This window comes from Streptomyces sp. BE303 (assembly GCF_036290945.1).
Lineage (GTDB): Bacteria > Actinomycetota > Actinomycetes > Streptomycetales > Streptomycetaceae > Kitasatospora.
In genome coordinates this window covers 64071-79971 of the sequence record NZ_JAQYWZ010000912.1, presented here as the reverse complement: position 1 = coordinate 79971, position 15901 = coordinate 64071, and the positions used below count along the sequence as shown (strand labels likewise).

8 protein-coding genes are annotated in these 15901 nt (G+C 73.3%); 4 read left to right on the top strand and 4 right to left on the bottom strand.

All coding sequences use genetic code 11. From position 1 onward, the window contains the following. Positions 1–616: 616 nt before the first annotated feature. On the top strand, positions 617–3391 hold the full coding sequence (gene glgP / locus PUR56_RS37130; RefSeq protein WP_329952201.1) for an alpha-glucan family phosphorylase: 2775 nt from the start codon (positions 617–619) through the stop codon (positions 3389–3391). 151 nt (positions 3392–3542) lie between these two features. Here glgP and PUR56_RS37125 read toward each other — a convergent pair whose 3' ends face one another. The 4 genes from PUR56_RS37125 to glgX form a co-directional block, all read right to left on the bottom strand. Next, positions 3543–4295 carry a class I SAM-dependent methyltransferase gene (locus tag PUR56_RS37125; RefSeq protein WP_329952200.1) on the bottom strand — a complete coding sequence of 251 codons (753 nt, stop codon included), beginning with the start codon at positions 4293–4295 and terminating at the stop codon, positions 3543–3545. A 121-nt stretch (positions 4296–4416) separates the two neighbouring features. Then, the gene (locus PUR56_RS37120; RefSeq protein ID WP_329952199.1) at positions 4417–6396 is read right to left on the bottom strand and encodes an ABC transporter ATP-binding protein; all 1980 of its coding nucleotides are present in this window, start codon (positions 6394–6396) and stop codon (positions 4417–4419) included. Beyond that, on the bottom strand, positions 6393–8219 hold the full coding sequence (locus PUR56_RS37115; RefSeq protein WP_329952198.1) for an ABC transporter ATP-binding protein: 1827 nt from the start codon (positions 8217–8219) through the stop codon (positions 6393–6395). The genes PUR56_RS37120 and PUR56_RS37115 overlap by 4 nt, the downstream gene beginning before the upstream one ends. Before the next feature lie 225 nt (positions 8220–8444). Then, a complete protein-coding gene (glgX, locus tag PUR56_RS37110; RefSeq protein ID WP_329952197.1) occupies positions 8445–10706 on the bottom strand; it encodes a glycogen debranching protein GlgX in 2262 nt (753 codons plus the stop codon). A 777-nt stretch (positions 10707–11483) separates the two neighbouring features. Between glgX and PUR56_RS37105 the strand changes: the two genes are divergently transcribed. The 3 genes from PUR56_RS37105 to PUR56_RS37095 all read left to right on the top strand — a co-directional run bounded on the left by PUR56_RS37105 (position 11484) and on the right by PUR56_RS37095 (position 15859). After that, positions 11484–12815, top strand: coding sequence for a L,D-transpeptidase (locus tag PUR56_RS37105; protein WP_329952196.1), 1332 nt, complete (start codon positions 11484–11486; stop codon positions 12813–12815). Between the two features lie 244 nt (positions 12816–13059). Further along, the gene (locus PUR56_RS37100; protein ID WP_329952195.1) at positions 13060–14352 is read left to right on the top strand and encodes a L,D-transpeptidase; all 1293 of its coding nucleotides are present in this window, start codon (positions 13060–13062) and stop codon (positions 14350–14352) included. Positions 14353–14563: 211 nt separating this feature from the next. Then, a complete protein-coding gene (locus PUR56_RS37095; RefSeq protein ID WP_329952194.1) occupies positions 14564–15859 on the top strand; it encodes a L,D-transpeptidase in 1296 nt (431 codons plus the stop codon). The last annotated feature ends 42 nt before the right edge of the window (positions 15860–15901 follow it).

Here is a 15901-nt window from a genome sequence, read left to right as displayed (position 1 = left end):
CTCCCGCGGGCCGGCGGGGCCAGGGGAGTACCGGGAGGACTGCTGGGTGGGGAGGACGTGCGACCGGAAGCCTGCCCGCGCCGCCGTCCCCGGCAACCTGCCCCGCTCCCGCCGAGCCCGTGGCGGGACCCCCGAGAGCCCGCGCGCGTCCCGGCGCACGCCTCTCGGGGCACACCCCTGGGTGACCCAACCCACCCGTGAACGAGCAGGCCGAGTCCGAGGACACGCGTCGGTGCGCGGTGAGCGCCGAATGGACCAAGGAAGAAGGGGAACGGTCAACGCGAAAAGGATTCGGACGTGCTGCTTCTCGGGGGAGCGCCACCCGTCTCCGCACACCCCGAAGCATCAACGACCTTGGCTCATCGTCGCATCGGCGACACGACTTTCGCAGCGGTATGACAGTAGTTTCGGGCGTGATCGGGGTCGGAACCGTCACCGGAAAAGGATCTTTTCCGCCGTGTTCACGTATTGGTGGCGCGGCCCCCGGAAAAGTGCGCCTCGTGCGCCCCCCGTGCAGCCCAATGCGCCGAATGCGATCTCATCAATAGGCCGAACGGAGGTCGAATAGACCAACTGACGCACCATCATGCCAGTGGCCGCGGCTACGCTTCACGCCGTGAAGGCAATCCGCAGATTCACCGTCCGCACCGTCCTGCCCGAACAACTCCAGCCGTTGCACGAGCTGGCCCTCAACCTGCGCTGGTCCTGGCACCCCGAGACCAGGGACCTCTTCCGGTCCGTGGACCCGGAGGTCTGGGCCGCGACCGGCGAGGACCCGGTGCGACTGCTCGGGGAGGTCCCGGCCGCCCGGCTCGCCGCGCTCGCCACCGACCGGCGCTTCCTGCGCAGACTCGGAGACCTCGCCGACGACCTCCGGGAGTACCTGGCCGGCCCGCGCTGGTACCAGTCGGCCGGGCAGGCGGCCGACGTCCCGCTGCCCGCCGCCGTCGCCTACTTCTCGCCCGAGTACGGCATCGCCGCCGCGCTGCCCCAGTACTCCGGCGGCCTCGGCATCCTCGCCGGGGACCACCTCAAGGCCGCGAGCGACCTCGGCGTCCCGATCATCGGCGTCGGGCTCTTCTACCGGCACGGCTACTTCCGGCAGTCCCTCGACCGGGACGGCTGGCAGCAGGAGCGCTACCCGCTGCTCGACCCGGACGAGCTGGCCGTCACCCTGCTCCGCGAGACCGACGGCACCCCCTGCCGGATCGACCTCGCGCTGCCCGGCGGCCGCACCCTGGCCGCGCACGTCTGGAAGGCCCAGGTCGGGCGCGTCCCGCTGCTGCTGCTCGACTCCGACATCGAGGCCAACTCGCCCGCCGAGCGCGACGTCACCGACCGCCTCTACGGCGGCGGGAGCGAGCACCGGCTCCTTCAGGAGATGCTGCTCGGGATCGGCGGTGTCCGCGCCGTCCGCGCCTACGGCCGGCTCACCGGCCACCCCGCCCCCGAGGTCTTCCACACCAACGAGGGCCATGCCGGCTTCCTCGGCGTCGAGCGGATCCGCGAGCTCGTCGCCGACGCCGGACTCGACTTCGCGGCGGCCCTGGAATCGGTCCGGGCCGGCACCCTCTTCACCACCCACACGCCCGTCCCGGCCGGCATCGACCGGTTCGACCGCGACCTGGTCGCCCGGCACTTCGGCGGGGACACCGCCCTGCCCGGCGTCCCGGTCGAGCAGGTCCTCGCACTCGGCGCCGAGAGCTGGCGCGGCGGCGACCCCAAGCTGTTCAACATGGCTGCCATGGGTCTGCGGCTCGCCCAGCGCGCCAACGGCGTCTCCACCCTGCACGGCGAGGTCAGCCGGTCCATGTTCAGCGGCCTCTGGCCAGGGTTCGACACCGCCGACGTCCCGATCACCTCCGTCACCAACGGCGTCCACGCGGCGACCTGGATCGACCCGGCGGTGGTCCGGCTCGGCGCCGCCGAGATCGGCGCCGACCGCGCCGAGGCGGCCATGACCACCGGCGACACCCAGCGCTGGACCGGCCTGGAGCGGATCGGCAACACCGAGATCTGGGAGCTGCGCCGCACCCTGCGCGCCCAGCTGGTCGACGAGGCCCGCCGCCGGCTGCGCGCCTCCTGGCGCCAGCGCGGCGCCGGTGAGGCCGAACTCGGCTGGGTCGCCTCGGTGCTCGACCCGGACGTCCTCACCATCGGGTTCGCCCGCCGGGTGCCCTCGTACAAGCGGCTCACCCTGATGCTCCGCGACCCGGAGCGCCTGCGCGCCCTGCTGCTGCACCCGACCCGGCCGGTCCAGATCGTGGTCGCCGGCAAGGCCCACCCGGCCGACGACGGCGGCAAGCGGCTGATCCAGCAGATGGTGGCCTTCGCCGACGACCCGGCCGTCCGGCACCGGATCGTCTTCCTGCCCGACTACGACATGGCGATGGCCCGGCACCTCTACCCGGGCTGCGACGTCTGGCTCAACAACCCGCTCCGCCCGCTGGAGGCCTGCGGCACCTCGGGGATGAAGGCGGCGCTCAACGGCTGCCTCAACCTGTCCGTGCTGGACGGCTGGTGGGACGAGTGGTTCGACGGCCAGAACGGCTGGGCGATCCCCACGGCCGACACCGGCGACGGGGTGCTCGACCCGGAGAGCCGGGAGGCCGAGCGGCGGGACGACATCGAGGCCGCCGCGCTGTACGACCTGATCGAGGAGCAGGTGGCCGCCCGCTTCTACGACCGGGGCGGCGACGGGCTGCCGCACCGGTGGATCGCGATGGTCCGGCACACCCTGGTGACCCTCGGTCCCAAGGTGCTGGCCGGCCGGATGGTCCGCGAGTACGTGGAGCGGCTCTACGCCCCGGCGGCGGTCGCCCAGCGCGAGCTGGCGGCGGCCGGCCCGGCCGTCGGGACGGCAGGGATCGTCGGGACGGCAGGGGTCGTCGGGGCGGCGGCGGAGACGGGCGTCGTCGGTGAGGCGGGGGGCTTGGAGACCGGGCCGACCGCCGTCCCGCACGCCGGAGCGCGTGAACTGGCCGCCTGGAAGGCCAGGGTCCGGGAGGGCTGGCCGGCCGTCCGGGTGGAGCACGTCGAGGCGGACTGCCCGGACGAGGCGCAGGAACTGGGGAGTTCGCTGGCGTTGCGGGTGCAGGTCGCGCTCGGTCCGCTGGAACCCGCGGACGTCGAGGTGCAGGCCGTCTCCGGCCGGGTCGACGAGTCGGACCGGATCTCGGACGGCTGCCTGCTCGCCCTCAAACCGGTCGGCGGGCCCGACCTCGACGGGCGGACGAGGTACGAGGGTTCCCTGGAGCTCTGCCGCACCGGTCCGTTCGGCTACACCGTCCGGGTGCTGCCGGCCCATCCGAGGCTGGCCTCGCCGGCCGAGCTGGGACTGGTCGCGCTGCCCCCGGAGGCGTCCGGGATGGACGCCGGGCTGCTGCGCTGAACCCGCCGGCGGGGCGGGGAGCCGGGCGGTCCGGCTCCCCGCCCCGCCGGGTGTCGCGCGCCGCCCCGCCGCCCCGTCCGCGGTGGCTCACCGCCGGGCCGGGGGCCGTGGCCGACGGCCCCCGGTGGCCGGGGACCCGCCGTTCGCGGCGTCAGCGGACCGCCGCGACCAGGGCGTCACTGACGGAGCGCCACGCCACCCCGGCCTCGCGGAACCCGGCCTCGACCAGCCGCCCGGTGTGCCAGCCGGCCGGATGCGACGCGCCGTCGGCGTGCGACCCGTACATCGCGTTCCGCGCGGCCACCTGCTCGGCGAGCAGCGGGTCGGCCGCGGCGGCGATCCACCAGCCCTCCCAGTCGAGGACGCCCTCGGCCGTCTCGCGCTCCTGGCGCCGGTGCCGGAGGGCCGCGTCGGCGGCGCTGAGCAGCGGGATCGACGCCTCGGGGGTGTGGTCGGCGTTGAGGAAGACGCCGCCGGGCCGGACCAGCCCGGCGAGATCGCCGTAGAGCCGGACCAGGTCGTCGGTGGGCAGCCAGTGTAGGGCGGTCGCGGTCACCACGGCGTCGAACGACCCGGGCGGCAGCGCCCGGGCCCACTCCGGGTCCTTGAGGTCGGCGGTCACGAGGGTGAACCGCCGGTCGTCGCCGAGGACACCGCGGGCGATGGTCATCAGCGCCGGGTCCTGGTCGACGCCGACGCTGACGGCGCCGGGCAGCCGGGCGAACAGCCGCTCGGTGATGCTGCCGGTCCCGCAGGCTAGGTCGAGGACGCGGGGCTCGGGCCCGGTCACCGCCTCGACGACGTCGAGCATCACCCGGAACCGCTCCTCGCGGTCGGGCAGGTACCACTCCTGCTGGCGGTCCCAGCTGCGCTGCCACTGCTCCCAGTGCTGTCGGTCGACCATGGTCGCTCCTTCGGTCCCGAACACGGATCGGTAAGGCCCGGAAAAGACTCTAGACCCTTTCGGTAATGGATGAAAGGGTCCAGAGTCTCTTACGGGCTTCGAAGGGGGCGGCAGGTCGGAGTCAGACCAGGCTGTCCCGCCAGGCCTGGTGGAGCTCCGCGAAGCGGCCGGCGCCGTCGATCAGTTCGCGCGGCGTGCCGTCCTCGACGATCCGGCCCTGATCCATCACCAGGACCCGGTCGGCGATCTCCACGGTGGAGAGGCGGTGCGCGATGATCACGGCCGTCCGGCCCGCCAGCACGGTGCGCATCGCCCGCTGCACCGCCTGCTCGCCCGGCACGTCCAGCGAACTGGTCGCCTCGTCCAGGATCAGCACCGCCGGGTCGGCGAGCAGGGCGCGGGCGAAGGCGACCAGCTGGCGCTGGCCGGCCGAGATTCGCCCGCCGCGCTTGCGCACGTCGGTGTCGTAGCCGTCCGGCAGCTCGGCGATGAAGGCGTGCGCGCCGATCGCCCGGGCGGCCTCCTCGACCTCGTCCCGGGTGGCGCCGGGCCGGCCGATCGCGATGTTCTCCGCGACCGTGCCGGAGAACAGGAAGGACTCCTGGGTCACCATCACCACCCCGCGCCGCAGCTCGGGGCCGGCCAGGTCGCGCAGGTCCACCCCGTCCAGGGTGATCCGGCCTTCGGTCGGGTCGTAGAACCGCGCGAGCAGTTTGGCCACCGTCGACTTGCCGGCCCCGGTCGCGCCGACCACGGCGACGGTCCGGCCGGCGGGCAGCACCAGGTCGAAGGGCGGCAGCACCTCCTTGCCGGTGCGGTACGCGAACCGGGTCTTCTCGAAGTGCACCTCGCGGCCCAGGGAGGACGTCGCGGGCAGCTCCTTCGGCTCGGTCGGCTCCGCGACGGTCGGCTCGTGGGCCAGCAGTCCGGCGATCTTCTCCAGCGCGGCGGCGGCCGACTGGTAGCTGTTCAGGAACATCGCCAGCTGGTCGATCGGGTCGTACAGCCGGCGCAGGTAGATCACGAACGCGGTCAGCACGCCCAGCGCCACACTGCCGTCGGTCACCAGGTAGGCGCCGAGCAGCACCGTCCCGGCGGTCCAGACGTTGGCGGTACCGCGGGAGAGGCCGACGTACCGGGCGATCTCCAGGAGGCCGTCCGCGGTGGCGGTCGCCGACTGGCGGTTCACCACGCCGAAGGCGGCGTCGTTGGCCCGCTCGCGGCGGAACGCCTTCACCGGGCGGATGCCGTTCATCGTCTCGGTGAAGCGGACGATCAGTGAGGCCGCCGAGGTGCGCGAGCGGCGGTAGACCCGGCGCGAACGGCGCCGGAACGACCGGGCGACCAGCCAGAGCGGCAGGAACGAGGCCAGCGTGACCAGGCCGAGCCGCCAGTCGAGCACCAGCAGGATGACCGAGATCGAGCAGACCGAGAGGAAGACGGTGAGCAGCTCCTGGAGCCCCTCGGAGAGCAGCTCGCGCAGCGCGTCCACGTCGCTGGTGGCCCGGGAGATGATCCGCCCCGAGGTGTAGCGCTCGTGGAAGTCGAGGCTGAGCCGCTGGGCGTGCCGGAAGATCCGGCCGCGCAGCTCCAGCAGGATGTCCTGGTTGACCCGGGCGCTGATCTTGATGAACGTCCACTGGAGCACGGTGCCCAGGAGCGCGCAGCCCAGGTACGCGCCGATCACCGCGGTCAGCGGTCCGGCGTCGTCGTCGCGCAGCGCGGGGATGCCGCGGTCCATCGCGACCGCGACGAGCAGCGGTCCGGCCTGGAGGGCGGCCTGCTGGAGCAGGATCACCGCCATGGCGGCGACGACCCGGCCCCGGTGCGGGCCGAGCAGCGAGCGGAGCAGCACCCCGGGTGCGCCCGGCGGGACGGGGATGTCCTCCTCGTCGGCCGGTGGGGGCGGCAGCTCCTCCTCGTCGCCCGGGGCGCCCGGACCGGCGGACTTCGTGCCGGCGGACTTCACGTCCACCGACTTCGCGTCCACCGACGTCCTGCCGGGGGCCTCGGCGTCGGTCGGGTTCGGGTCGGCGGCCTTCGGATCGGCCGTCCCGGTATCGCCCGCCTTCCGGCCGGCGGGTTCGACGGTGGTGGTCATCGGGCGGTGCTCCCCTCGGGGACGAGGGCGGCCTCGCCCGACATCAGTTCGCGGTAGTGCGGGGAGCCGTGCAGCAGCTCCTGGTGGGTGCCGACCGCCTCGATCCGGCCGTCGACGAGCACCGCCACCCGGTCGGCGAGCATGACGGTGCTCGGCCTGTGGGCGACCACCAGGGCGGTCGCGGAGCCGAGGACCTGGCGCAGCGCGCGTTCGACCAGCGCCTCGGTGTGCACGTCCAACGCGGAGAGCGGGTCGTCCAGGACGAGGAAGGCCGGATCGCCGACCACCGCGCGGGCCAGGGCGAGCCGCTGGCGCTGGCCGCCGGAGAGGCTCAGGCCCTGCTCGCCGACCTCGGTGCCGACGCCCTCCGGCAGCTTCTCGACGAAGCCGGCCTGGGCGGTGGCGAGCGCGGCGTGCAGCCGGTCGTCCCCGGCGCCCGGAGCACCCATCAGCACGTTCTCCCGGACGGTGGCGGAGAACAGGGTGGGTTCCTCGAAGGCCACCGCGACCAGCTCGCGCAGCCGGGTCCGGTCGAGCTCGCGGATGTCCCGGCCGTCCAGGGTGATGGTGCCGCCGGTGGCCTCGTACAGCCGGGGGAGGAGGGCGGTGAGCGTGGTCTTCCCGCTGCCGGTGGCGCCGACCAGGGCCATCGTCTCGCCGCTGCGGATGTGCAGGTCGATGCCGCGGAGCAGGTCGGGGGTGTCGGCGGGGGCGTCGGGGTAGCGGAAGCGGACGCCGGTGAGCCGGATGCCGTCGAGTCCGGCGGCCGTGGCGGCGGCCGTGGTGGCTGCGGCGAGGTCGGCCCCGGGGGCGCCGGCCTCGGTCTCGGGTTCGTCCATGACCTCGAAGAACCGGTCGGTGGCGGTCGCGGCCTCGTTAGCGTACGCGAGCAGCCAGCCCAGCGACTCGACCGGCCAGCGCAGCGCGAGCGCGGTCGAGAGGAAGGCGACCAGGGTGCCGGCGCTCAGCTCGTCGTGGGCGACGAGGTAGGCGCCGGCGGCGAGGGCGCAGCCGAGGGCCAGCTCGGGCAGCCCGACGATGAGCGCCCAGAGGTTGGCGAGCAGTCCGGCCTTCTTCAGCTCGGTGCGGCGCAGGTCCCGCGAGTGGTCGCGGAAGCGCTCGGCCATCGAGCGGTGGCGGCCGAAGGCCTTGAGGATGCGGATGCCGAGGACGGACTCCTCGACGACGGTCGCGAGGTCGCCGTTCTGGTCCTGCGCGAGGCGGGCGGCACCGGAGTAGCCGGACTCGAAGCGGCGGGTGAGCAGGAACAGCGGCACCACGGGGACGAGCGCGATCAGGGCGAGCCGCCAGTCCTGGGTGAACATCAGGCCGGTGCCGGCGAGGAAGGTGACCGAGTTGACGATCAGGAAGACCAGCGGGAACGCCAGGAACAGCCGCATGGTGTACATGTCGGAGGTGGCGCGGGAGAGCAGCTGGCCGGAGCCCCAGCGGTCGTGGAAGGAGACCGGCAGCCGCTGGAGCTTGGCGAAGAGGTCGCCGCGCATCGCCGTCTCCACCCTGGACAGCGGTCTGGCCAGCACCACCCGGCGCGTGTAGAAGAGGGCCGCTTCGGCGAGGCCCAGCACGAGCAGCAGGCCGACCAGCGGCCAGAGCCCGCCGAGGTCGTGCTCGGCGATCGGCCCGTCGACGATCCGTCCGAGCACGATCGGGACGAGGAGCACGCTGAACGCGGCGAGCAGTGCGGCACTGACCGAGATGGCCAGCCGGGCGCGGATCGGGCGGACGTAGGGCCACAGGCGCAGCAGTGAGCGCACCGTCGACCGGTGGGCGGGCGCGGAGTCGGGAGTCTGGTTCTCGGCCATCGCCGTGAGGGTAGGCCGGGTGGCCGTCATTTCTCATCCGGTTTTTCGGACCTGTCGTCGAATACCGGCCACGGACCCGGCGGCGGCGGTGTACCGGCCGTGGTGCTCCGGCGGCTCCGGTGACGGGGTGACGGGTGACCCTCGGTGGGCCTCCCCGGCTCTCCCCGGCCCTCCCCGGCTCTCCGCGGCTCTCCGTGGCCTCCGGGGGCGGCGGGGCGTCCGGGGTCAGGCGCCGCCGGACGGCCCGGCCGGGCGGCCGCCTCCGTCCGGTGTCCGCAACAGCCGCAGCGAGCGCCCGGCCAGGACGACCGCGTCCTGCGGGAGGTGCGTGCCGGTGTCGTCCGCCGCCGTCTCCACGACCGTCTCGTACCGTGCGCCGGGCGCCGCCCAGGGCTCCCCGGGCAGGGTGAAGGTGACCGGTTCGGGCCCGGAGTTGAGCAGCAGGAGGAAGCTGTCGTCGCGCAGGGGCCGGCCGTACCGGTCCCGCTCGGACATCGCCGCGCCCGAGAGCAGCATGCCCAGACCGGCGGTCGGGGTGAACCAGTCGGCCTCGGTCATCTCCTTGCCGAGCGCGGTGAACCAGGCCAGGTCCGGCTGGCCGCCGGGGGCGGGGGCGCGGCCGGAGAAGAACGCCCGCTGCCGCAGCACCGGGTGGGCGCGCCGCAGCCGGACGAGGCGCGCGGTGAACTCGTACAGCCCGCGCCAGGCCGGGTCGGCCAGCAGCGACCAGTCCACCCAGCCGACCTCGTTGTCCTGGCAGTAGGCGTTGTTGTTGCCGCCCTGGGTGCGGCCGAACTCGTCGCCGGCGGTGAGCATCGGGACGCCGGCCGAGAGCAGCAGGGTGGCCGTCAGGTTGCGCAGCTGGCGTTGCCGCAGGGAGTTGACGGCCGGGTCGGCGGTCTCGCCCTCGGCGCCGTGGTTCCAGGACCGGTTGTCGTCGGTGCCGTCCCGGTTGGCCTCGCCGTTGGCCTCGTTGTGCTTGCGGTCGTACGAGACGAGGTCGCGCAGGGTGAAGCCGTCGTGGGCCGTCACGAAGTTGACCGAGGCGTAGGGCCGCCGCCCGCCGCGCTGGTAGAGGTCGGAGGAGCCGGTGAGCCGGTAGCCCAGCTCCCGGACGTCCGGGCGGGCGCCGCGCCAGAAGTCCCGCACGGTGTCCCGGTAGCGGTCGTTCCACTCGGCCCACAGCGGCGGGAAACCGCCGACCTGGTAGCCGCCGGGGCCGACGTCCCAGGGCTCGGCGATCAGCTTCACCCGGCTCAGGACCGGGTCCTGGGCGACGGCGGCGAGGAAGGGGTGGTCCATGTCGACGGCGTCGCCGCCCCGGGCCAGCGCGGCCGCCAGGTCGAATCGGAAGCCGTCCACGCCCATCTCGGTGACCCAGTACCGCAGCGAGTCGGTGATCAGCCGGATCACCTGCGGTCGGCGGGTGTCGAGGGTGTTCCCGCAGCCGGTGTAGTCGGCGTAGCCGCGCGGGCGGTTGGGCGGCAGGCGGTAGTAGCCCGAGTTGTCGATCCCGCGCAGCGAGAGCGAGGGGCCGAGCTCGGCGCCCTCCGCGGTGTGGTTGTAGACCACGTCGAGGATCACCTCGATCCCGGCCGCGTGCAGCGCGCGCACCATCCGTTTGAACTCGCCCACCTGGCCGCCGCGCGAGCCTGCGGCGGAGTAGCCGGCGTGCGGGGCGAAGTAGGCGGCGGTGTTGTAGCCCCAGTAGTTCACCAGCCCGCGGGCCTGGAGGTGGTCCTCGCTGACGTGCTGGTGGACGGGCAGCAGTTCGACCGCGGTGACGCCCAGGCCGGTGAGGTGGGCGACGGCGGCCGGGTGCGCCAGACCGGCGTAGGTGCCGCGCAGTTCGGGCGGGACCCCGGGGTGGCGGAGGGTGAAGCCCCGCACGTGCACCTCGTAGAGGACGGTCTCGGCCCACGGGGTCTTCGGGCGGTGGTCGTCGTACCAGTCGTCGTCGTCCTGGACCACGACGGATCTGGGCACGTACGGGGCCGAGTCGCGGTTGTCCCGGACGGTGTCGGCGACCTCCGCCTCGGGCCAGCCGCGGGCGGCGGCGCAGGCCGCGTCGTGGGAGGTGTAACAGCCGTCGACCGCGCGGGCGTACGGGTCGAGCAGCAGCTTGGCCGGATTCCAGCGGGCGCCGGTCCACGGGTCCCAGCGGCCGTGCACGCGGAAGCCGTACCGGGTGCCGGGGAGCACGCCCGGGACGAAGCCGTGCCAGACCTGGAAGTCCTGCTCGGTGAGCCGGTGCCGGGTCTCCCGGTCGTCCTCGTCGAAGAGGCAGAGCTCCACGGCCTCGGCGCCGGCCGCCCAGAGCGCGAAGTTGGTGCCGCGGAGGCCGTCCGGCTCGGTGCGGAACCGGGCGCCGAGCGGTTGCCAGCTGCCCGGCCACGGCGGCCCGTCGCCGTGCGCCGCGCCGTGTGCCGCTCCGCGCGCCGTGCCGTGTGCGCGCGCGGCGGTTTCCAGCTCCTGCCCTGACGCCATGGCGGTGCCCTCCCTGGCCGGGGTGTCCCGTACCCCGTGAGGGGTCTCTTTCCCTGATCGCACCGGGTGGATGCGGCTGAACGGTTTCTTACCGGCGGATGGCGGGCGGGCGCACGGAAAGTCGGCGGGTCCGACTTCCCCCGCAGCAGCCACCCGCGTCGGCCGCCTCCGCGGTGCGAGCGGACCGGCCGACCCGCCGTGACCGGCGGGCGGGGACCGGCGGGAAGGGGCCCGGCCCGCGTCCACGGGCCCTGCGCGCGTATGCGTCGGGACCCCTCTCGGAGGCCGCCCGGTCCTCGTCGAGGAGGACGGGTTCGAGCACGCGAAGATCGGCGTCGAACGCCGCGTCCCCGAAGAGGAGGAGGCGTAGGAACCGGAGCACGGAATCCCGGCATCCGCCCACGACAGCGGACCGGGAGGTCGGCGAGGCCGACTTCCCGTGCGGGGAAGCGGGTCGGCCCTCACCGGGAGGCGCGGGGAGGAGGCAGACACGTCGGTCGTTCCACGTGCCCGGCGTCAAGGCTCGGTGTGCTCTCGGCCACCGGGGTGGGATTCTCCGGCGTGTCCGCGTGTCCCGCCGGGACTGCCCTCGTTGTGGGAGGTATCGGACGGAAACGGCGGGAGGCCCCGGGTATGCGGCCCCGAGGACTGATGTGGGCGCGGCGGGCGGCGGCGTCGTGGTGCTGCCTGGTCGTGCTGGCCGGTTGCTCGGGCGGCGGTGCACCGAGGACCCCGAGCGGCGACGCCGCCCCGCCGGGCGCGGGGGGTCCGCCGCCCGTGTCCCGCGCGGTGATCACCGCGCTGCCCGCCGACAACGCCCAGAACGTCCCGCCGGAGGGCCCGGCCCGGGTGACCGTCGCCCAGGGCCGGCTGGTCTCCGTCCGGCTGGCGGACACCCGGGGCAACGAGGTGGCGGGCGCGATCGCCGAGGACGGCACGAGCTGGGCGCCGTCCGGCCCGCTCCCGCTGGCCACCGCCTTCACCCTGGACGCGGTGGCCGAGGACGACCAGGGCCAGAAGGCCGCCCAGCACTCCGACTTCTCGACGATGGCCCGGGCGCACACCTTCGTGGCGTTCTTCACGCCCGAGGACGGTTCGACGGTGGGCGTCGGCATGCCGGTCTCGCTGCGGTTCAGCAGGACGATCACCGACCGGGCGGCGGTGGAGCGCGCGGTGGTGGTGACCGCGGACCCGCCGGTGGAGGTGGCCGCGCACTGGTTCGGCGGCCAGCGCCTGGACTTCCGGCCCAAGGCCTACTGGTCGGCGGGGACCAGGGTGTCGGTGGCGCTGCGGTTGAAGGACGTGCAGGGCGCGCCGGGCGAGTTCGGCACCCAGACGAAGGACGTCCGGTTCACGATCGGCCGCGCGCAGGTCTCCACCGTGGACCTGGACGCCCACACCCTCACCGTCCGGGCCGGCCAGGGCGGCAAGGTGGTGCGCACGCTCAAGGTGTCCGGCGGCGACGCCAAGCACACGACCTACCGGGGCGTGCTGGTGGTGTCGGAGAAGTACCGGGTGACGAGGATGAACTCGCAGACGGTCGGGATGGGCGACGAGTACGACATCAAGGACGTGCCGCACGCGATGCGGCTGACCAACTCGGGCACGTTCGTGCACGGCAACTACTGGGCGAACCCGGGGGTGTTCGGTACCGCGAACACCAGCCACGGCTGTATCGGGCTGGCGGACGTGAAGGGCGGTGCCAGCAAGGAGAGCCCGGCGGGCTGGCTGTTCGAGCACACCGTCCCGGGGGACGTGCTGGAGGTGAAGGCCTCGACGGGGGACACCGTCCCGCCGAGCAACGGACTGAACGGCTGGAACCTGCCCTGGGCGCAGTGGGTGGCGGGAAGCGCCCTCCAGTCCTCCGCGAGCCCCTCCGGTGCCGCGGCCGCCCCTTCCGTCGGGCCGTCCCCTGCCGCAGGCGCGCCGACCGGTGCGGCCGGGGTGACCGGTGCGCCGACCGGTCCGTCGTCGGCCCCGGCGGCCGGCCCGTCCACGAGCCCGTCGACGAGCCCGTCCGTGAGCCCCTTCGCGTCTCCCGCCGCGAGCCGTCCGGCGAGCCGGTCCGCGGGGCCCTCGCTGTCCGGGGAGCCGGTCACCGACCCGTAGGTCACGGACCCGCGGGCCGTCGGGCCGAAGGCCGTCGACGGCGCCCGGCCACGTGTGGCGATCCTGTGCAGGGGATCTTCACCCGCATTCACCCGCATTCACCGGGATCCTCCCCGGGGTTCACCCGTTCGGCCGAGCTATCCTGCTTGCCGCGCCGAAGCCCGGCGCGGAAGATCACCGGTCCGGTGCAACCCACCCGGGCGGAAGCGCGTCCATCAGGGTGGACACCGGGAGGGGAGAAACCGTGAAGCCGGTTAGGGCGGCCGACGCCGCGATACGTACCACCACCACCAGCCGCCGTCTGCGTCGCAGTGCGGTGGCGCTGGCGATGGGCGGGGTACTGCTGCTCACTGCGGCCTGCAACGACGACAAGAGCGGCGGTGACAAGGCGACCGGGGGAGGCGACGCTGCCGCGACGGCCGGCGCCGACGGCGGGGCCGGCGGCAACGGCGGGACGCCGTCTCCCGCGCAGACCTCGACGGCGCCGAAGACCTCGACGGCGGTGCTGACCGTCGAGCCCAAGGACGGCGCCCAGGACGTCGCGCCGACCAACGCGCTCCAGGTGTCGGTGGCCAACGGCAAGCTCACCACGGTCGAGGTGACCGACAAGGAGGGCAAGCCCGTCGCGGGCGCCATCACCCCGGACGGCCTGGGCTGGAAGCCGGCCGGCGCGCTGGCCGTCGGCATGGCGTACAAGGTGAACGCGCAGGCCGCGGACGCCGAGGGCCTGGTGGCCGCGTCCACCACCTCGTTCACCACACTGACGCCGGACAAGAAGGTCTCCACCAACGACAACATCGCCGACAACGCCACCTACGGCGTCGGCATGATCGTCTCGGTGGTCTTCAACAAGGACATCAAGAACAAGGCCGAGGTCCTCAAGGGCATCTCCTTCGAGACCAACAACGGCACCGAGGTGAAGGGCCACTGGTTCGGCAGCCGCCGGGTGGACTTCCGCCCCGAGAAGTACTGGACGCCGGGCACCAAGGTGACCATCAAGTACCGGCTGAAGAACGTCGAGGTGGCCCCCGGCGTCTACGGCGACGTCGAGAAGGACGAGCCGTTCGTCATCGGCCGCGCGCAGGTCTCCGTGGCGGACTCGGCCTCGCACCAGATGACGGTGACCCGGGACGGCGTGAGCCACACCGTGCCGGTGACCCTCGGGGACGAGAAGAACCCGTCCTGGAACGGCACCATGGTGGTCTCCAGCAAGGAGAAGGTCACCCGGATGAACTCGCAGACCGTCGGTCTCGGCGGCGAGTACGACATCCCGGACGTGCCGCACGCGATGCGGCTCACCACCTCCGGCACCTTCGTGCACGGCAACTACTGGGCCAACCCGTTCGGGAAGAGCAACGCCAGTCACGGCTGCATCTCGATGCAGGACGAGAAGGGCGGCAGCGACACCTCGGTGGCCGGCAAGTTCTTCAACGACTCGATCATCGGTGACGTCATCACCGTGAAGAACTCCAAGGAGAAGACCGTCGCCCCCGACAACGGGCTGAGCGGCTGGAACATCCTCTGGCCCAACTGGTAGCTCCTACCCGCCGGTAGACCGGTGCAGTCCCGGTTCGGCAACCGACCGGCCCGATCCTCACTCGTTGGGGTCGGGCCGGTCGTGTTTTCCGGGCCGATCGCCCCCCGAACGGCGCAACCTTTCCGGTGGCTGCCGCGTGTATCTGTCGGGTCCCCCGACACCCCGGCACCGGGGCGGGGTCGCGCGCGCGGGACCGAGGGAGGGAGCGACGGTGAGGTCGATACGCAGGATGGTGGCCGCCGGTCTGGTCGGCGGTGCGCTGGTGCTGACCAGCGCCTGTGGCGGCGGGGGGAACGGGAGCGCGGCCAGGGCCGAGCTGGGTGTCGGCGGGGCCGCGGGGGCCTCGTCGGCGGCGGCTCCGGCCTCGGGCGGTCCGGACGCCGGGGCCGCCCCGGCGGGCACGGGGACGCCGGGTGCGGCTGCGCCGGGCACCGGGACGCCGAGCGCCGCGCCGAAGGTCTCGCAGGCGGTGGTGGACGTCCAGCCGAGGAGCGGGTCCGTGGACGTCGCCCCGGACGGCGCGCTCAAGGTCGCGGTGGCCGGCGGGAGGCTCACCACCGTGAAGGTGAACGACCGGACCGGCAAGGAGGTGGCCGGTGTCATCGCCGCCGACGGGTCGAGCTGGAGCCCGTCCGGTCCGCTGGCGGTCGGCACCGCGTACCAGGTCAGCGCGCTCGCGGTGGACGCCGGCGGCGTGGTCGCGTCGGCGGACAGCAGCTTCAGCACGTTGACGCCGGAGCGCGAGGCGAAGGCCGGCGACAACATCGTCGACGACGCCACCTACGGCGTCGGCATGATCGTCTCGGTGACCTTCGACAAGGACGTCAAGAACAAGGAGGCGGTCGCGAAGGGCATCACCTTCAAGACCGACAACGGCACCGTGGTGAAGGGCCACTGGTTCGGCAACCGCCGGCTGGACTTCCGTCCGGAGAAGTACTGGACGCCGGGGACCAAGGTCACGGTCCAGTACCGGCTGAAGAGCGTGGAGATCGCCGCGGGCGTCTACGGGGGCGTCGACCGGGACGAGCCCTTCACTATCGGGCGATCCCGCGTCTCGACGGTTGACGCCAAGTCCCACCGGATGACGGTGGTCCAGGACGGTCAGAGCTCGGTCGTCGACATCACCTCCGGCTCGCCCGAGCACCCGACCTGGAACGGCACCATGGTCGTCATGTCGAAGGAGGGCGTGGTGCGGATGCAGTCCAGCAGCATGCCCGGTATGACCGGCGACCCCTACGACCTGCAGGTGCCGCACTCCATGCGGCTCACCGACTCCGGTACGTACGTGCACGGGAACTACTGGAGCAACGCCTTCGGCGCCGACAACGTCAGCCACGGTTGCGTGGGCCTGAAGGACGTCAAGGGCGGCGGTGCGGGCACCTCGGCGGGCACGTTCTACGACGGCTCGCTGATCGGGGACGTCGTGTCGGTGAAGAATTCCTCGCGCGGTCAGGTCGCCCCGGACAACGGCCTCAGCGGCTGGAACCTGGACTGGAGTGCCTGGTAGGAGGCGGTACGCGGCAACCCGGGCTTGACGTCCGCCGGACCC

What these genes read in the sequence shown, in the direction of transcription:
- PUR56_RS37115 (WP_329952198.1), bottom strand. Translation starts at nt 8,219, where the DNA reads ATGGCCGAGAACCAGACTCCCGACTCCGCGCCCGCCCACCGGTCGACG.
- PUR56_RS37125 (WP_329952200.1), bottom strand. Translation starts at nt 4,295, where the DNA reads ATGGTCGACCGACAGCACTGGGAGCAGTGGCAGCGCAGCTGGGACCGC.
- PUR56_RS37120 (WP_329952199.1), bottom strand. Translation starts at nt 6,396, where the DNA reads ATGACCACCACCGTCGAACCCGCCGGCCGGAAGGCGGGCGATACCGGG.
- glgX (WP_329952197.1), bottom strand. Translation starts at nt 10,706, where the DNA reads ATGGCGTCAGGGCAGGAGCTGGAAACCGCCGCGCGCGCACACGGCACG.